We start from the raw sequence: 17,018 nt of genomic DNA, 5'->3' as shown, positions 1-17,018 counted from the left end.
ATACCGGTGTCGATGACGTACGCCGTCACCCCGGCACCCGTCGCGTCGTAGGTGTAGCTCCCGTCCAACGGCAGGTCCGGCTGGTCGATCCGGTCCAGACCCCAGGTCGCACCGGTCTGCGTCGCCGCCGCGCCGAGGTCGGCGGTCGTCACGATGCCGTCCTGCTGCACGAGCGCGACCGACGGGTCGTTGCGCACGGCCGCCAGCTCCGTGGCGGTCAGGTCGGCGACGTAGCCGCCCAGCTCGTCGTACGTCGCGACGACGTCGCCGCCGGTGGCGGCAGCGGTGCGCTGGGCACCGGCCGTCGAGGCGCCGTCCTCCAGCATGACGATGTAGCGGCCGGCGATGGCGTCGCCCTCGGCCAGGTAGAGCGGGGCGACCTCGTCGCCCGTCGTCGTGGCAGCCCCCGCGGGGGCCGCGGCCAGTGCTCCGGCGGCTCCGGTGGCGGTGGCCGCCAGGATGCCCGCCAGCGTGGCGCGCGTGGTGGTGCGCATGTGTCCTCGATCCTCCCTGCGGCCGCTCGAGGCGACCGTCGTTCGGCACCGTCCCGAGATTGGACAGCGGGTGACCTCCGAGCAGGTCACTGCCAGGAGGCTGGCACGAGGAGCCGGACCGGGGGAACCCTCCCGGCACCTTCCACTTTTGACGGGAGGACGTCGCCCCCAGGTCAGCGGCGTCGGTAGGCGAGGTCGGCGATGTCGCGCCCGACCGCCAGGCCCTTGCGCTCGAACTTCGTCACCGGACGGTCGGCCCAGCGCTCCACCCGGCCGCCGACGAGGGCGGGCTCGGCGTCGAGCACCTCCTGCATCTGCTCGGCGTACTCGGCCCAGTCGGTCGCGAGGCGCCACGTGCCGCCCGGCGCGAGGCGGGACGCCACGAGCGCCGCGTGCGGCGGCGTCACGAGTCGACGCTTGTGGTGGCGGGTCTTCGGCCACGGGTCGGGGAAGAACGTCCACACCTCCGTGAGCGCGCCCGGGGCGACGACGTGCTCCAGGAACCACACGGCGTCGACGCTGCAGAACCGCACGTTGGCGGCGCCGGCCGCGGCCACCAGGCCGAGGCTGTGGGCGACGCCGGGCCGCCACACCTCGAGGGCGAGCACGTCGTACGTCGGGCGGGCCGCCGCGAGGGCCGCCGTCGCCTCGCCGATCCCGGAGCCGATCTCGATGATCAGCCCGTCACGGTCGGCCGGCCCGCGCCCGAACCAGTCGTCGAGCCGGAACTCGCCGTCCACGGCGTCGTCGGGGATCACCCAGGCCTCGTGGTGGGCGTCCCACGACTCCTGCTGGCTCGGGGTGAACCGGCTGCCGCGACGGGAGTAGGTGAGCACCTCGCGCAGACGGCGCCCGTCGGGCGTCGTCTTGAGGTGGGGCCGCGCGGGCGGCAGGTGCGGCTCGGCGCCGGTCATGCAGGTCCTCCGGAGGTCGGGACGGCGAAGGCCCCGCTCCCTGGTGGGAGCGGGGCCTCGCTGTGGTGCAGGTGCCGTCAGGAGACGGCGGTGATCACCGTGAGGTCACTTGGTGATCTTGGTGACGCGACCGGCGCCCACGGTGCGGCCACCCTCGCGGATGGCGAAGCGCAGGCCCTCGTCCATGGCGATGGGCTGGATCAGCTCGACGGCCATCTCGGTGTTGTCGCCGGGCATGACCATCTCGGTGCCCTCGGGCAGCGTGACGACGCCGGTGACGTCCGTGGTGCGGAAGTAGAACTGCGGGCGGTAGTTGTTGAAGAACGGCGTGTGACGGCCGCCCTCCTCCTTGGAGAGGATGTAGACCGACGCCTCGAAGTTCGTGTGCGGGGTCGTCGTGCCCGGCTTGATCACGACCATGCCGCGCTCGACGTCCTCGCGCTTCGTGCCGCGGAGGAGCAGGCCGACGTTCTCGCCCGCCTGGCCCTCGTCGAGCAGCTTGCGGAACATCTCGACGCCAGTGACGGTCGACTTCTGCGAGGTCTCGCGGATGCCGACGATCTCGACCTCCTCACCGACCTTCACGATGCCGCGCTCGATGCGACCCGTGATGACGGTGCCGCGACCGGTGATCGTGAAGACGTCCTCGACGGGCATGAGGAACGGCTTGTCCGTCTCGCGCTCCGGCGTCGGGATGGCCTCGTCGACCGCGTCCATGAGCTCCATGATCGACTCGCCCCACTTGGCGTCGCCCTGCAGCGCCGGGAAGGCCGCCACGCGGACCACGGGGATGTCGTCGCCCGGGAACTCGTACTCGGAGAGGAGCTCGCGCACCTCCATCTCGACGAGCTCGATGAGCTCCTCGTCGTCGACCATGTCGCACTTGTTGAGCGCCACGACCAGGGCGGGGACGCCGACCTGGCGGGCGAGCAGCACGTGCTCACGCGTCTGCGGCATCGGGCCGTCCGTCGCCGCCACGACCAGGATCGCGCCGTCCATCTGCGCCGCACCCGTGATCATGTTCTTGATGTAGTCGGCGTGACCGGGGCAGTCGACGTGCGCGTAGTGGCGCGCCTCGGTCTGGTACTCGACGTGGGCGATCGAGATCGTGATGCCGCGCTGGCGCTCCTCGGGAGCCTTGTCGATCTCGTCGAACGCCGAAGCCGCGTTGAGGTCCGGGTGCTTGTCGTGCAGGACCTTCGTGATGGCCGCGGTCAGCGTCGTCTTGCCGTGGTCGATGTGACCGATGGTGCCGATGTTGACGTGCGGCTTGGTCCGCTCGAACTTCGCCTTAGCCACTGGGGGCTCCTCCTGGTGTGGTTGTTACTTGACTCGTGGATGGTGCTGCGGTGTGCCGAGGATCCGGGCTGAGGACTACTCGCCCCGGACCTTCTTGATGATCTCGTCGGCGACGTTCGTGGGAACCTCGGCGTACGAGTCGAACTCCATCGAGTACGACGCCTGCCCGGAGGTCTTGGACCTCAGGTCGCCAACGTACCCGAACATCTCGGAGAGCGGGACGAGGGCCGTCACGACCATGTCGCCGTGACGCTCCTCCTGCGTCTGGATCTGACCACGACGCGAGTTGATGTCGCCGATGACGGTGCCCAGGAACGTGTCCGGGGTCGTCACCTCGACGGCGAACACGGGCTCGAGCAGCACGGGCTTGGCCTGCCGCGCGGCCTCCTTGAACGCCTGGATGCCGGCGATCTTGAACGCGAGCTCGGACGAGTCGACGTCGTGGTAGGCGCCGTCCTCGAGCGACATCTTCACGTCGACCATCGGGTAGCCGGCCAGGACGCCGAACTGCATGGCCTCCTGCGCACCCTGGTCGACCGAGGGGATGTACTCGCGGGGCACGCGACCGCCGCTGACGTTGTTCGCGAACTCGTAGCCCGCACCGGTGCCCGTCTCGGGGTCGATGTTGGGCTCGATCGAGATGACGACCTTCGCGAACTGGCCCGAACCACCGGTCTGCTTCTTGTGGGTGTAGCTGTGGTTCGCGACCTTGCGGCGGATGGTCTCGCGGTAGGCCACCTGCGGCTTGCCGACGGTCGCCTCGACGCGGAACTCGCGCTTCATGCGGTCGACGAGCACGTCGAGGTGGAGCTCGCCCATGCCGGCGATGATCGTCTGGCCGGTCTCCTCGTCCGTCTTGACGGTGAAGGTGGGGTCCTCCTCCGACAGACGCTGGATGGCGACGCCCAGCTTCTCCTGGTCGCTCTTCGTCTTCGGCTCGATGGCGACCTCGATCACCGGGGCCGGGAACGTCATCGACTCGAGCACGACCTGGTTGGACGGGTCGGACAGGGTCTCGCCCGTCGTCGTGTCCTTGAGGCCCATGACGGCCACGATCTGGCCGGCGCCGACCGACGCGATCTCCTCACGCTTGTTGGCGTGCATCTGGTAGACCTTGCCGATCCGCTCCTTGCGGCCCTTGACCGAGTTGATCACGGTCGCGCCGGCCTCGAGCTTGCCCGAGTAGACGCGCACGAAGGTCAGCTTGCCGAGGTGCGGGTCGGAGGCGATCTTGAACGCCAGGCCGGCGAAGGGCTCGCTGTCGGCCGGCTTGCGCAGGATCGCGGTGTCCTCGTCGCCGGGCTTGTGGCCCTCGATCGCGTCGATGTCGAGCGGCGACGGCAGGTACTTGATGACCGCGTCGAGCAGGGGCTGCACGCCCTTGTTCTTGAACGCCGTGCCGGTGAGCACCGGGTTGAGCTTGTCGGCGAGCGTGGCGCGGCGGATCGCGGTCTCGAGCTCCTCGACGCCGAAGACGTCGCCCTCCTCGAGGTACCGCTCCATGATCTCGTCGTCGGCCTCGGCCAGCGTCTCGACCAGCTTCTCGCGCCACTCGGCGGCCTGGTCGGCCAGCTCGGCGGGGATCTCCTCGACGGTGTAGTCCTCACCGATCGTGGTCTCGCCGCGCCACGTGAGCGCGCGCATGCCGACGAGGTCGACGACACCGAGGAAGTCGGACTCCGCGCCGATCGGGATCTGCAGGACCAGCGGGGTCGAGTTGAGGCGCTCGACGATCATGTCGACGCAGCGGAAGAAGTCCGCACCCGTGCGGTCGAGCTTGTTGACGAAGCACATGCGGGGCACCGAGTACTTGTTCGCTTGGCGCCACACGGTCATGGACTGGGGCTCGACACCGGCGACGCCGTCGAACACCGCGACCGCACCGTCGAGGACGCGCAGCGAGCGCTCGACCTCGACCGTGAAGTCCACGTGGCCCGGGGTGTCGATGATGTTGATCTGGTGGTCCTTCCACCAGCAGGTCGTCGCGGCCGACGTGATCGTGATGCCGCGCTCCTGCTCCTGCTCCATCCAGTCCATCGTGGCGGCGCCGTCGTGGACCTCACCGATCTTGTAGCTGATGCCGGTGTAGAACAGGATCCGCTCGGTGGTGGTGGTCTTGCCGGCGTCGATGTGCGCCATGATGCCGATGTTGCGGACCTTGGTGAGGTCCGTGGTGATGTCGACAGCCACTGAAGTCAGTTCCTAACGAAGTGTGGGCTGGATGGTGCAGGGCGTTGGTGGGCGTCGGCGCCCCGGCGGACCGGGGCGCCGACGCTCGATCACCAGCGGTAGTGCGCGAAGGCCTTGTTGGACTCGGCCATCTTGTGCGTGTCCTCGCGCTTCTTCACAGCGGCACCGAGGCCGTTGCTCGCGTCGAGGATCTCGTTCATGAGGCGCTCGGACATCGTCTTCTCGCGACGGTCCTTCGCGTAGCCCACGAGCCAGCGCAGGGCCAGCGTCGTGCTGCGGCCCGGCTTGACCTCGATCGGCACCTGGTAGGTCGCACCGCCGACGCGGCGGGACTTGACCTCGATGGCCGGCTTCACGTTGTCGAGCGCACGCTTCAGCGTGACGACCGGGTCGGTGCCGGTCTTCTCACGCGCACCCTCGAGGGCGCTGTAGACGATGCGCTGGGCGACCTGCTTCTTGCCGTCGATGAGCACCTTGCTCACGAGCTGCGAGACGAGGGGCGACCCGTAGACCGGGTCGACGTCGATCGGACGCTTCGGGGCGGGACCCTTGCGCGGCATCAGCCCTTCTCCTTCTTCGCGCCGTAGCGGCTGCGCGCCTGCTTGCGGTTCTTGACGGCCTGGGTGTCGAGCGCACCACGGATGACCTTGTAGCGGACACCCGGGAGGTCCTTCACACGACCACCACGGACGAGCACGATCGAGTGCTCCTGGAGGTTGTGGCCCTCACCGGGGATGTAGGCGGTGACCTCGACCTGCGAGCTCAGACGCACACGCGCGACCTTGCGCAGCGCGGAGTTCGGCTTCTTGGGGGTCGTGGTGTAGACGCGGGTGCACACACCGCGTCGCTGGGGCGATCCCTTCAGGGCAGGCGTCTTGTTCTTCGACACCTTGTCCTGGCGGCCCTTGCGGACCAACTGCTGAATGGTGGGCACCTGGTGGTTCCCTCTCTTGTTCGCTCTCAGTGCCCGACACTCTGCCGGGCACGACGGTGATGCGTGGTGGTGCGTCGCCCGGCGTCACCGAGCCGTCCCCTCGCGGAGTCGCCCCCGCGGTCGGGCGTGTCGGGTGAGTTCACGGCACGCTGGACGGCCTGGTCGTCCCAGACACGAGGACCGAGGCTACCGGCTCGCCGGAGAGGGGTCAAAACGCGTCCCCAGGCCCCCTGGAGGTGCCCCAGCAGCGCCAACGAGAGCAGCACGCCGAGGACCGTCGCGGATCCTCCGACAACGAGGGTCCAACGCGCGCCGTACTCGCTCCCGATCCACCCGATGACGGGCGCACCCAGGGGCGTGCCCCCCATGAAGATCATCATGTAGAGGGCCATGACGCGGCCGCGCAGCGGGGCGTCCGTGGCGATCTGCATGCGGGCGTTGGCCGCGGTGATCATGGTGAGCGCGGTCAGGCCGACGACCGGGGCGAAGACGACGTAGGTCCAGTACGTCGGGAGCAGGCCCGAGAGGATGACGGTGGTGCCGAACACCAGCGCCGCACCCACCACGAGCCGCAGCCGGACCGTCGTGCGGCTGGCGGCCAGCAGCGCTCCGGACAGCGAGCCCACCGCGACGGCCGAGCCCACGATGCCGTAGGCGGCCGAGTCCCGCCCGTAGACCTCCGTGACCATGAGGGCCGAGGTGATGGAGAAGTTGAGCCCGAACGTGCCCGCGAAGAACACGACGGCCAGCACGAGCATGAGGTCGGGCCGGCGGCGCACGTAGCGGAGCCCCTCGCGCACCGCGCCCGGACCGCGCGGCGTGCGCTCCGGGCTGTGCAGCGCGGCGACGTCGAGGCGCTGCAGCACCGCCACCACCGGCAGGTAGGTGAGCGCGTTGACGAGGATGACCCAGCCCGTGCCTTCCACTCCCCCGCCCAGGGCCGCGATCAGCACGCCGGCGAGCGCGGGCCCGACGAGGCGGGCGGCGTTGAACGACGCCGAGTTGAGGCCGACGGCGTTGGTGAGGTCGTCCTCGTCCACGATCTCGCTGACGAAGGACTGGCGGGCCGGGGCGTCGAACGCCGTGCCGATGCCGAAGACGAACGCCAGCAGGTAGACGTGCCACACCTCGACCGCGCCCGTCACCGCGAGCACGCCGAGCACGAGCGACGGCGCCGCCATCATGACCTGGGTGACCTGCAGCAGCCGGCGCTTGGGGAAGCGGTCGGCGACCACGCCGGCGTACGGCGACAGCAGCAGGATCGGCAGGAACTGCAGCGCCGTCGTGATGCCGAGGGCCGTGGCACCGTTCGCCGCCACGGCGAGCACCAACCAGTCCTGCGCGATCCGCTGCATCCAGGTGCCGGTGTTGGAGACGATGCCGCCGGCGGCGTACAGGCGGTAGTTCGGGTTGCGCAGGGAACGGAAGGTCGGGCTCACTCGGTGGGGGCTCCTCGCAGGGTCGGTGGGGACGGCGGCGTTCGTGGTGGTCAGTCCTCGGCGGCCAGGCGGTCGAGGATCGGGGCGGCGGCGCGCAGCGTGGCGCGCTCCTCGGGGGTCAGGGCACGCAGCCGGCTCGCCAGCCACTCGTCGCGGCGGCGGCGGTCGGCGAGCACGAGCGCCCGCCCCTCGTCGGTCAGGGAGACGAGCACCAGGCGGCCGTCGGTCTCGTGGGACCGGCGCGCGACGTACCCCTTCTCCTCGAGCTTGCGGACCGCGCGGGTCATCGAGGGCGGTTGGACCCGCTCGAAGGCGGCGAGCTCGCCGACGCTCAGCTCCCCGTTGCGGTGCAGGCAGCCCAGCACGGCCATGACCCCGATGCCGAGGTCGTTGCCCGGCTCCCGCTCGTTGGCGAGCCGGCGGCGCAGACGCATCACCGCGACGCGGAGCTCGGCGGCGAGACCCGCGTCGGTGCGCGCGACACGTTGGATGGTGGGTGGCATGACGATGAGCCTAACTCATTACCTTGGGCAACTATTCCTCGTCGGTCGCCCGGCGCTGTGCAGGTGGCGGATCCGGAACCCGCGCCGTACCGGGACGTCATGCGGTCCGGCGCTCCGGGCCGCCGCCGCGCATGACGTCCTGCGGGTGGCGACGTGGTCGGTGCTCCCGCCGGCGGGGCGTCGCCCATGTCCTACGCTGGCGGACGTGGAACTGCGCGACGACCAGCCGGCCCAGCACGAGATCGGGCGGCGCACCTACATCGTGGCCGACGTCGAGCCGCTCGACGTCGACGGCGTGTGGACCGTGCAGGTCGGTTGCGCACTGTGGGGCCTGGCCTTCGTCGGCCTGCTCCCCTTCTACTCCCGGCTCGCCGAGTCCGACGACGTCTGGGTGCTGTGGACGTGCCTCACCGGCCTGGGCCTGGGCCTGCTCGGCCTGGAGTACTGCCGACGGCGGCGCCGCACGCGCGTGGACGCCGGCGGGGTCGACCCCGCCGTGGCCGACACGGACGCGGGGCCCGCGTCCGTCGGCGACTGAGCGGGGCTCAGAAGCGCTCGAGGTCGTCGAGCGTCAGCTCGTCGACCACCGGGTCCGGCAGCGGCGCCGGGAGGTTCTTGCGCGCGATCTGCACCTCGGAGTGGGCGCCGCACCCGTGGTCGAGGGAGACCACGCGGCCGTCGTCGTTGGCGTTGCCGTTGGCGCAGACGCCGAACATCGTCGACAGCGGGCCCGCGAGGCGCACGAGGAACCCGCACGAGGTGCAGGCGTCGGGCGCGGACTTCGCGATGGGGGCGTGCGGCCCACCGTCGCCCTCGTACCAGCGCTCCGCCGCCAGGTCGCGCCCCTCCACCGAGAGCGTGCGGACGCGGCCGAGACCCAGCTCCTTGGCGACGCGCCGCACCTGGGCGCGGTCGTCGTCGTCGAGGGTGGCGTCGAGGGTCTCGTCCACGTCGTCGCCGAACGAGTAGGTGGGCACGAGACGCGGGTCGTCCTCGTCCACCGGCAGGAGCACGCCGGGAGTGAGGTCGCCGGGGCGCACCCGCTCGTTCCAGGGCACCCACGCGGGCGCCACGATGGCCTCGTCGCCGGGGAGGAGCACGACCTCGTCGACGGTGGCCGTGCGCTGGCGGGACGCGCGCGCGATGGTCACCGACCAGCGCCAGCCGCGGTAGCCCGCCCGACGGCAGGCGAAGGAGTGGGTGACGACCCGGTCGCCCTCGGGGACCGCCTCCAGGTGGTCCCCCACGTCGGACGCCGGGACCTGCTCGAGCAGGGCCGCGCGGGCGACCTCGACGGCGCGAGCGAGCGCACCGTCCACCGACCGCGAGCGGGCGGGCTCGTGGGACGGCTCGTGCTCCTGGGCGTGCGCGGGTGCGGTCGTGCTCACGGTCCGATCATGACGCATCCCGCCGGGCCGTGTCCCGGCGGGGCCGCAGGACCGGCTGCCCCACCCGAGCAGGTGGCAGGATGGAGCGCCAGCACCCGCATCCCGGCGCGACCCTCCCCCCGGGGCGGTCCGACGGTCCTGACGAGGAGGGCCCCGCCATGAGCACGCCGTACGGCGACCAGCCCCAGCCCGGTCCCGAGCAGCTCCCCCCGCCTCCTCCCGACGGCAGCGGCGCGGGCGAGACCGCGCGGCCCGCGGAGATCGCCGCCCGGACGGCCAAGGCGACCGGGCACGGGGTCGCGGTCGTGGCGCGGGCCACCGGGCGGTTCGGGCGCTTCACGTTCCTCCAGGCGCGGCGGGCCTCCCACGCGGAGGGCGCCGGCGACAGCGGGCTCTCGCGGCTCATCGAGCTGCACGCCGTCAACGCCGCCGGCGACGCGGCGGTCGCCATCTCGCTGGCGGGCACTCTGTTCTTCCAGGTCCCCACCGGGGAGGCCCGCGGCCAGGTCGCCCTGTTCCTCGGGCTCACCATGCTCCCGTTCGCGATCGTGGCGCCGCTGATCGGACCGTTCCTCGACCGCTTCAGCCACGGTCGCCGCTGGGCCATCGGCGGCACGATGGCGATCCGCGCCTTCCTCTGCTGGGTGCTCGCCGGAGCGGTGGCGACCGAGTCGACGTGGCTCTTCGCGGCGGCGCTCGGCGTGCTCGTCTCGTCGAAGGCCTACGGCGTGGCCCGCAACGCCGCCGTCCCCCGGCTCGTGCCCACGGGGCTGACCCTCGTGAAGTCGAACGGACGGGTGTCGTTGGCGGGCGTCGTCGGTGCCGCCGTCTCGGCACCCTTCGCCGGTCTGGCGTCGTTGGCCGGCGCGGAGTGGTCGCTCCGCTACGCGTTCGTCGTCTTCATCATCGCGACGGTGCTGGCGATCCTGCTCCCGGCGCGGGTGGACTCCGACGCGGGCGAGACCCGCCTCTCGCTGCGGACCGACGACTCGGCGCAGAGCATGGCCAAGGACCCGGGGAACCGCCGGCGTGCCGCGCTGCGGATGCCCGCCTCGGTCGCCTTCGCGCTGCGCGCGAACTGCGGACCGCGGTGGCTGTCGGGCTTCCTCACCATGTTCATGGCGTTTCTGCTGACGACGAACCCCTTCGAGGGGTGGCGCACCGAGGTGCTCTTCGCGCTCGTCGTGGGAGCCGCCGGCCTCGGCAACACCCTGGGCATCGCCCTGGCGTCGATGCTGAAGAAGGTGAACCCGGCCATCACCGTGGTGCTCGCCCTGGTCGCCGCGGCGGCGATGGCGACGACGGCCGCACTGTTCTACGGCGTGCTGACGCTCGCGCTGCTCGGCCTCACCGCAGGCCTCGCGCAGTCGCTGTCGAAGCTCTCCCTCGACTCGACCATCCAGCACGACGTGCACGAGCGGGTGCGCACCAGCGCGCTGGCCCGCTCCGACACGATGCTCCAGTTCGCGTGGGTGATCGGCGGCTTCGTGGGCATCGCCGTGCCCCTCGACCCCGGCAACCTCGGGCTGTGGATCGCCGCCGCGGTGCTCGTCGCCTGGGCGGTCTTCGTGCTCGGCACCCGCGCCCGCGACGCGTCGAGCCGCCGCAAGGCCCCGGCACCGGCACCGGCACCGGCCCCCGCTCCGGCCCCCGCACCGGCCCCGGCCCCGGACCCGGCTCCCCGGGCGGCGCCGACCGCGCCGTACGAGACCGACGTGCCGACCCAGCCGTACGACGCGCGCTGAGCCCGCGTCGTACGGCTGCGTGAGCGGCGGTCAGGCGCTGCGGTCGAGCTCGTCGGCGAGCGCGCGCAGCAGCTTCGCCGTCGGGGCGGCGGTGCGCGCGTCGGGGTGGCGGCCGTGGCGGTAGGTCTCGCCGACGCGGTCCAGCAGCGTGATGAGGTCCTCGACGATCGTCGTCATCTCGTCGGGCTTCTTGCGGGCGGCACGGGCGACGTTCCGCGACACCGAGGCCGGGGCGTCGAGCAGGCGCACCTGCAGCGCCTGGTCGCCGCGGCGCCCCTGCGCGATGCCGAACTCGACGCGGGTGCCGGCCTTCAACGTGGTGACGCCGTCCGGCAGCGCCTCGGCGCGGACGTGGACGTCCTGCCCGGCGTCGGTCGACAGGAACCCGAAGCCCTTCGCCGCGTCGTACCACTTCACCTTGCCGGTCGGCACCGTCCTCCACCCCTCTCGAGTCCCCCGGGAACGCCCGGGACGCACAGCAGCCGGGCACACCAGCCCGGCCGCAGGACCGAGCCTATCCGGTGAGCGCGAGGACGTGCTCGTCCAACCAGGCGGGGAACGCCCGCAGGTCGGGGAGCACCACGTCGGTGCCGGCGGCCCGCAGCTCGGCCTCGTCGCAGCCGCCCGTCAGCACGGACACGCTGGTGACGCCCGCCGCGTGGGCACCCTCGACGTCGTGGACGTGGTCGCCGACGTACACCTGCGCCCCGTGCTCGCGGAGCGCCTCGCCCTTGAGGACGCCCCAGACCCAGCCCTCCAGGTGGTCGACGTCGAGGCCGAGGTGGTCGACGTGGCGCTGCGCGTTCGGCGCGTACTTGCCGGTGACGAGCAGGATGCGGCCGCCGTGCCGCCGCACGGCGGCGAGCGCCTCGTGCGCGCCGGGCAGGGCGGGGACGCTGGTGACGGCGAGCTCGGGGTAGAGCGCCCGGAAGCGGTCGCCCGCCTCGGCGAGCCGGTCGGCCGGCACGTAGGGGCCGAGGAGCGCGTCGAGCGGCGGACCGAGCCTCTCGGTGAGCTCGGCGATCGGGAGCGCGACACCCAGCTCGGCCCCCAGTGCCTCCAGGGTCGCGGCGAAGCCGGGGACGGTGTCGATGAGCGTCATGTCGAGGTCGAACCCGACGACGAGAGGAGCAGCCACGCCGCCAGCCTAGGGACGCTCCCCCGCCGCCGCGGACGGGGTAGCGTGCTCTGTCCCCTCCACCGGCCCCTCGGGAGTGCCCATGTCGACGTCGACCGCCGCCCCTCCATCCCGCTCGTCCCGTCCCTCACCCGCGAGCATCGCCGTCTGGGTGCTCGTCGCCGTCGTCGGTGCCGCCTGCTGGACGGTGCTCGCCCTCAGCCGTGACGAGGAGGTCTCCGCGCTCTGGATCCTCTTCGCGGCGCTGGCCTCCTACGCGATCGCCTACCGCTTCTACGCGCGCTTCATCGGGCGCAAGGTGCTGAAGCTCGACGACCGCCGGGCCACCCCCGCGGAACGGCTCGAGAACGGCGCCGACTTCGAGGTCACCGACCGCCGCGTGCTCTTCGGCCACCACTTCGCGGCGATCGCCGGAGCCGGCCCCCTGGTCGGCCCCGTGCTGGCGGCGCAGATGGGCTACCTGCCCGGCACGATCTGGATCATCGTCGGCGTCATCTTCGCCGGCGCCGTGCAGGACATGGTCGTGCTGTTCTTCTCGATGCGGCGCGACGGCAAGAGCCTCGGCCAGATGATCCGCGAGGAGATCGGCGTCGTCGGCGGCACCGCGGCGCTCATCGCCGTGTTCGCCATCATGATCATCATCCTGGCGGTGCTGTCGCTGGTCGTGGTCAACGCGCTCGCCGAGTCGCCCTGGGGCGTCTTCTCCATCGGCCTGACGATCCCGATCGCGCTGTTCATGGGCTTCTACCTGCGCTACCTGCGACCCGGGCGGGTGCTCGAGACGACGGGCATCGGCGTCGTGCTGCTGCTGCTCGCGATCATCGGCGGCGGGTACGTCGAGACGTGGGGCCTCGGCGAGGCGCTGACGCTCGACAAGGAGACGTTGACGCTGCTGCTCGTCGGCTACGGCTTCGTCGCCTCGATCCTCCCGGTGTGGATGCTGCTGACGCCCCGCGACTACCTGTCGACGTTCATGAAGGTCGGCGTCATCATCCTGCTGGCCGTCGGCCTCGTGCTGGCGAACCCGGTGCTGTCGACCGACGCCGTGACGCCGTTCGCGTCGTCGGGCGAGGGCCCGGTCTTCGCCGGCAAGCTCTTCCCCTTCCTCTTCATCACCATCGCCTGCGGCGCGCTGTCGGGGTTCCACGCCCTCATCTCGTCGGGCACGACGCCGAAGCTCGTCGCCAAGGAGCGACAGGTCAAGATGATCGGCTACGGCGGCATGCTCATGGAGTCGTTCGTGGCGATCTCCGCGCTCATCGCCGCGTGCGTCATCGACCCGGGCCTCTACTTCGCGATGAACTCCCCCGTCGGTGCGACCGGCGGCGACGCCGCGTCGGCCTCGGAGTTCGTGGCGACGCTGGGCTTCTCCATCACGCCGGACGCGCTCAACGCGGCGGCCGCCTCCGTCGAGGAGGAGCTGATCTCCCGCACGGGCGGCGCACCCACGCTGGCGTTCGGCATCTCGCAGATCTTCGACACCGCGTTCGGCGGCGGGCTCGCGGCGTTCTGGTACCACTTCGCGATCATGTTCGAGGCCCTCTTCATCCTGACCGCGGTCGACGCCGGCACGCGCGTGGGCCGCTTCATGCTGCAGGACACCATCGGCAACGTCTGGCCCAAGTTCGGCGACACGTCGTGGAAGCCGGCCGCCTGGGGCGCCTCGGCCGTGGTCGTCGCCTGCTGGGGCTACATGCTGTACGTCGGCGTCACCGACCCGCTCGGCGGCATCAACCAGCTGTTCCCGCTGTTCGGCATCGCCAACCAGCTGCTGGCGGCCATCGCCCTCACCCTGTGCGTGACCCTCTTCCTCAAGCACGGCTGGCTGAAGTGGGTCTGGGTGCCCGGCATCCCGCTGGCCTGGGACCTCGTGGTGACGATGACCGCGTCGTACCAGAAGGTCTTCTCGGACAACCCGGCCATCGGGTATTTCGCGCAGGCCGACGCGACGCGCACCGCCCGCGACGCCGGGGAGCTGCGCGGGGCGGCGACGAACGCCGACCAGATGGACGTCATCATCCGCAACTCCACGACGAACGGCGTGCTGCAGGCAACCTTCGCCCTGCTGGTGATCGTCATCGTCGCCAACGCGGTCCTCATCTGGGTGAAGGCGGTGCGCGCGGGCTCGCTGCCGACCACCGAGGTGCCTGCGGTCCCGTCCGAGATCGTCGCGCCCGCCGACTTCGTGGCGACGAAGGAGGAGAAGGCCGAGCTCGCCGCGTGGGAGGCGGAGCGCTCGACGACCGCGGGGACGCGGTCGTGACCGCACTGCGTCGCGCCGTGGCCGGGGTGCGCTGGTACCTCCGGGAGTTCAGCGGCGAGTCCCGCTGGGACGCGTACGTCGCGGCCTGCGCCGCCGACGGCACCTCGCCGATGTCGCGGCGCGAGTTCGAGCGGCACCGCGACCACCTGCGCGAGCACTCAGCGCAGGGGCGGTGCTGCTGACCTCCTGGCCCTGGTCCGAGTCGTGGGGGGGGGGGGGGGGGGGGGGGGGGGGGGGGGGGGGGGGGGGGGGGGGGGGGGGGGGGGGGGGGGGGGGGGGCCCCCCCCCCCCCCGCCGCCCCCCCCCCCCCCCCCCGCCCCCCCGCCCCCCCCCCCCCCCCCCCACGACTCTGTCAAGCGGCGGCGGTGAGCGCTCCGACGCCGACGGCGGCGACGAGCACCGGCACCGCGAAGCCCCGCGGGACGAGGCGGGTGTCCCACGGCTCCTCCGCACCGTCCAGCTGACGGAGGATCTGTGCGGACCGCAGGTCGGTCCACCGCGTCCAGTGCCGGTCGAACGCCAGCGGGTGCACCACCCTCCCGCGGGCCTGCTGCCCGGCGATCGCCTCGTCGCGGGTGGCGTCGACGAGGAGCAGGGTGGGGCGCCAGCCGCGTCGTACGGCAGCACGGAGGAGCAGACGGCGACGGGTGTGGCGGGTCGCGGTCTCGTGGAGCAGCAGGACGCGGGCCGCACGGCCCGGCCAGTGCCGGAGCAGGCGCGGCCCCGCGAGGACCGCCGCCCACACGAGGACCGTGTGGACGGTGTGGATCGCCCAGCGGTACGCCCGCGGCGGCACCGCCGGCCAACGCCTCGCCACCGGAGCGCGGAGCTGGTCTGGATCGAGCGCCGCCACCCCGGGGGCCTGGGCGACGCTCGCGATCACCGTGGACTTGCCGGCGCCCGGCACACCGCCGACGACGACGAGGTCGCTGTGGTCGCTGTGGTCGGCCGGGCGTGGGGCGGGGTCGGGCGGGACGGGGAACGACGTCATCGGGGCTCCTCGGTCGGCGGGGTCGGGTGCCCTCGACGGTGCCGGGTGATCCTTCAGGTCCGCTGAGACGGGCGTCGGGGTGTGCTGTGAAGTGCTGCGCCGCGGACCGGCGAGGTGCTGGGATGACGCCATGGAACGGGTGCTGCTGGACCGGGTGCTGTGCACCAGCTATGGACAGCTCGACCTCGTGTGGGATCCCGCCGCGATGGACGAGTTCGACGACGACGTCATGTTCGGGGGCCAGGCCAACGGCCTCGTCGGGGCGGGCTGGCCGGGGCGGGTCTACCTGACGCTCGCGTCTTGCCTGCCCGACGAGGCCCGCGTGCGCATCGTCGCCCGCGACAACGCACCAGCCGATCCCGAGCCCGAGTGGGAGGACGTCGTCGAGGTGTCGACGGAGGTGCCCGTGCTGCCGCTCGACGAGCCCGCACCGCATTGGACCTCGTGGGGGTACGACGACAGCGGACCGCTCGACATCGCTCCGGGGCACTACCGGTTGCGAGTCTCCGCCCGCGGGCGGGACGCCGCCCGGGACTTCGTGGGTGAGGGAGTGCGGGACAGCTACCTCCTCGAGCTCTGGCCCGCTCCACCCGGCCCCGACGCGATCCTCCGGACGACGACCGAGGACGCGGCGTACTGGCACAAGGCGCGCGGCGGTCAGCCCGCCGTCGTGCGACCGCTGGGTCCGGAGGAGTCGCCCTGGCGGCCACCGACCTCCTTGATCGATCTCGACGGCCCGGTGGCTGAGATGGCTCCGTACGTTGTCGACGACGGTGAGCCCGGCGACGTCAGCGGATCGTTCGTCTCGGTCGTGATCGCCCGTAGCGACGACGGTGACGACACCATGCCCTCGGACGAGGAGATGGCGGAGCTGCAGCGTCAGGCGCAGGCGCGGTTCGAGGCCGAGCATCCGCGGCATCCGGACGACCGGCTGCGGATCGTCTCGGCGCCGCCCCCGTCGGGCGACGACCTGCGGGAGCCACGCCAGGTGGCCCCGTTCCGGATTGCCGAGCGCGAGAACAAGGGCCACGCGTTCGACGGCCTGCTCGACGCCATCGGCCGCTGGGTGCGCGACGAGGAGATGGGCGCGCTCGCGCCGTACCCCACCACGCGCCACCTCCTCAACGACCGGAACGGCGACCTCCGGGCCGACGTGTTCCTCGTGCAGTCGACCCACCTGCAGACCCTCGTGCTCGCGGTGCACGTGGCGGGCGAGCGCGGGTGGCGCACGCTGGACATCGGCGCCGCCACCGCGGGCGAGCGTCTCGACGACCCCGCGACCCGGCACACGGACGGGCTGGAGACGGTCAACTGGCTGAACGCGGAGACCCGCGACTTCCGCGCCAAGGTCTGCCGCGTCCGCGCCGGTCTCGCGGAGGTGGAGGTCGAGGGGCGGGTACGCCGCGTGCCCGACCACGGGCTGCTCGTCACCGTGGGGCCGTCGTGGAACACCTGGAGGTACCCACCCGACGAGCTTGGCTGGGGCTGAGGCCGCCGCCCCGGAGTCCTGCGGAACAAACGCAGTTCGGCGTGCCTCCCGTGGGCATCTGTTCCGCAGATCTGTGCTCGATCGCCACGACCCCGGGGCCTGAACGACGCGTGGTGCGAGGCCCCTCCCGGAAAGGGTCACGGACGACAGCGACGGGGGCTGATCCGACGTCGTTCGTGCCCCTTTCGCGGCCTCCCGACGGCATCCGTTCCGCAGATCTGTCACCGGCGA

At 72.0% G+C, this 17,018-nt stretch carries 17 protein-coding genes; 5 read left to right on the top strand and 12 right to left on the bottom strand.

Features of this window, described 5'->3' with window-relative positions:
• The 8 genes from G3T38_RS22295 to G3T38_RS15130 all read right to left on the bottom strand — a co-directional run.
• Positions 1-494 (bottom strand): protease inhibitor I9 family protein (locus G3T38_RS22295; RefSeq protein WP_338037681.1); only part of this gene is annotated, 494 nt, incomplete at its 3' end.
• A gap of 173 nt (positions 495-667) precedes the next feature.
• Positions 668-1,408 (bottom strand): tRNA (guanine(46)-N(7))-methyltransferase TrmB, encoded by a 741-nt coding sequence (gene trmB, locus G3T38_RS15160; RefSeq protein ID WP_163773157.1) that lies wholly within the window; start codon positions 1,406-1,408, stop codon positions 668-670.
• A gap of 105 nt (positions 1,409-1,513) precedes the next feature.
• Positions 1,514-2,707, bottom strand: a complete 1,194-nt coding sequence (tuf, locus tag G3T38_RS15155) for an elongation factor Tu (protein WP_163773156.1) — start codon at positions 2,705-2,707, stop codon at positions 1,514-1,516.
• Between the two features lie 75 nt (positions 2,708-2,782).
• Entirely contained in the window at positions 2,783-4,846 is a 2,064-nt protein-coding gene (gene fusA, locus G3T38_RS15150; RefSeq protein WP_174268072.1) for an elongation factor G, read from the bottom strand.
• 140 nt (positions 4,847-4,986) lie between these two features.
• On the bottom strand, positions 4,987-5,457 hold the full coding sequence (gene rpsG, locus G3T38_RS15145; RefSeq protein ID WP_163773154.1) for a 30S ribosomal protein S7: 471 nt from the start codon (positions 5,455-5,457) through the stop codon (positions 4,987-4,989).
• On the bottom strand, positions 5,457-5,831 hold the full coding sequence (gene rpsL / locus G3T38_RS15140) for a 30S ribosomal protein S12 (protein ID WP_163773153.1): 375 nt from the start codon (positions 5,829-5,831) through the stop codon (positions 5,457-5,459). Before rpsL ends, rpsG begins: the two co-directional genes overlap by 1 nt.
• Before the next feature lie 26 nt (positions 5,832-5,857).
• Positions 5,858-7,270, bottom strand: a complete 1,413-nt coding sequence (locus G3T38_RS15135; RefSeq protein ID WP_163773152.1) for an MFS transporter — start codon at positions 7,268-7,270, stop codon at positions 5,858-5,860.
• A gap of 50 nt (positions 7,271-7,320) precedes the next feature.
• A complete protein-coding gene (locus G3T38_RS15130) occupies positions 7,321-7,773 on the bottom strand; it encodes a MarR family transcriptional regulator (protein WP_163773151.1) in 453 nt (150 codons plus the stop codon).
• Positions 7,774-7,978: 205 nt separating this feature from the next.
• Here G3T38_RS15130 and G3T38_RS15125 point away from each other — a divergent pair, with 205 nt between their 5' ends.
• Entirely contained in the window at positions 7,979-8,311 is a 333-nt protein-coding gene (locus tag G3T38_RS15125) for a DUF2530 domain-containing protein (protein ID WP_194247581.1), read from the top strand.
• A gap of 7 nt (positions 8,312-8,318) precedes the next feature.
• Here the strand turns inward: G3T38_RS15125 and G3T38_RS15120 are convergent, their stop codons facing one another.
• On the bottom strand, positions 8,319-9,161 hold the full coding sequence (locus tag G3T38_RS15120) for a DUF3027 domain-containing protein (protein ID WP_338037679.1): 843 nt from the start codon (positions 9,159-9,161) through the stop codon (positions 8,319-8,321).
• A gap of 158 nt (positions 9,162-9,319) precedes the next feature.
• On the opposite strand from G3T38_RS15120, the gene G3T38_RS15115 reads away from it, so the two are divergent.
• A complete protein-coding gene (locus G3T38_RS15115; protein ID WP_163773149.1) occupies positions 9,320-10,906 on the top strand; it encodes an MFS transporter in 1,587 nt (528 codons plus the stop codon).
• 30 nt (positions 10,907-10,936) lie between these two features.
• Here the strand turns inward: G3T38_RS15115 and G3T38_RS15110 are convergent, their stop codons facing one another.
• Positions 10,937-11,338 (bottom strand): cold shock domain-containing protein, encoded by a 402-nt coding sequence (locus G3T38_RS15110; RefSeq protein ID WP_163773148.1) that lies wholly within the window; start codon positions 11,336-11,338, stop codon positions 10,937-10,939.
• 82 nt (positions 11,339-11,420) lie between these two features.
• Positions 11,421-12,044 carry an HAD family hydrolase gene (locus G3T38_RS15105; RefSeq protein ID WP_338037678.1) on the bottom strand — a complete coding sequence of 208 codons (624 nt, stop codon included), beginning with the start codon at positions 12,042-12,044 and terminating at the stop codon, positions 11,421-11,423.
• Between the two features lie 82 nt (positions 12,045-12,126).
• On the opposite strand from G3T38_RS15105, the gene G3T38_RS15100 reads away from it, so the two are divergent.
• Together G3T38_RS15100 and G3T38_RS15095 are read left to right on the top strand one after the other, a co-directional pair.
• Positions 12,127-14,307: a carbon starvation CstA family protein gene (locus tag G3T38_RS15100; RefSeq protein WP_163773147.1), complete on the top strand. Its 2,181-nt coding sequence runs from the start codon at positions 12,127-12,129 to the stop codon at positions 14,305-14,307.
• Positions 14,304-14,489, top strand: coding sequence for a CstA-like transporter-associated (seleno)protein (locus G3T38_RS15095; RefSeq protein WP_206675893.1), 186 nt, complete (start codon positions 14,304-14,306; stop codon positions 14,487-14,489). Before G3T38_RS15100 ends, G3T38_RS15095 begins: the two co-directional genes overlap by 4 nt.
• A gap of 170 nt (positions 14,490-14,659) precedes the next feature.
• On the opposite strand, the gene G3T38_RS15085 is transcribed toward G3T38_RS15095, so the two are convergent.
• On the bottom strand, positions 14,660-15,298 hold the full coding sequence (locus G3T38_RS15085) for an AAA family ATPase (protein ID WP_163773145.1): 639 nt from the start codon (positions 15,296-15,298) through the stop codon (positions 14,660-14,662).
• 130 nt (positions 15,299-15,428) lie between these two features.
• Between G3T38_RS15085 and G3T38_RS15080 the strand changes: the two genes are divergently transcribed.
• Positions 15,429-16,787, top strand: a complete 1,359-nt coding sequence (locus tag G3T38_RS15080; RefSeq protein WP_163773144.1) for a hypothetical protein — start codon at positions 15,429-15,431, stop codon at positions 16,785-16,787.
• The last annotated feature ends 231 nt before the right edge of the window (positions 16,788-17,018 follow it).

It is taken from the genome of Nocardioides zeae, assembly GCF_010686755.1.
In the GTDB taxonomy this organism is placed as follows: Bacteria; Actinomycetota; Actinomycetes; order Propionibacteriales; family Nocardioidaceae; genus Nocardioides; species Nocardioides zeae.
The sequence above is the reverse complement of the archived record's forward strand: the minus strand, read 5'-3'. Positions and strand labels throughout refer to the sequence as shown.

Coding starts and splice junctions, on each gene's coding strand:
- trmB (WP_163773157.1), bottom strand. CDS start 1,408: ATGACCGGCGCCGAGCCGCACCTGCCGCCCGCGCGGCCCCACCTCAAG.
- fusA (WP_174268072.1), bottom strand. CDS start 4,846: ATGGCGCACATCGACGCCGGCAAGACCACCACCACCGAGCGGATCCTG.
- rpsG (WP_163773154.1), bottom strand. CDS start 5,457: ATGCCGCGCAAGGGTCCCGCCCCGAAGCGTCCGATCGACGTCGACCCG.
- G3T38_RS15130 (WP_163773151.1), bottom strand. CDS start 7,773: ATGCCACCCACCATCCAACGTGTCGCGCGCACCGACGCGGGTCTCGCC.
- G3T38_RS15115 (WP_163773149.1), top strand. CDS start 9,320: ATGAGCACGCCGTACGGCGACCAGCCCCAGCCCGGTCCCGAGCAGCTC.
- G3T38_RS15100 (WP_163773147.1), top strand. CDS start 12,127: ATGTCGACGTCGACCGCCGCCCCTCCATCCCGCTCGTCCCGTCCCTCA.
- G3T38_RS15085 (WP_163773145.1), bottom strand. CDS start 15,298: ATGACGTCGTTCCCCGTCCCGCCCGACCCCGCCCCACGCCCGGCCGAC.
- G3T38_RS15080 (WP_163773144.1), top strand. CDS start 15,429: ATGGAACGGGTGCTGCTGGACCGGGTGCTGTGCACCAGCTATGGACAG.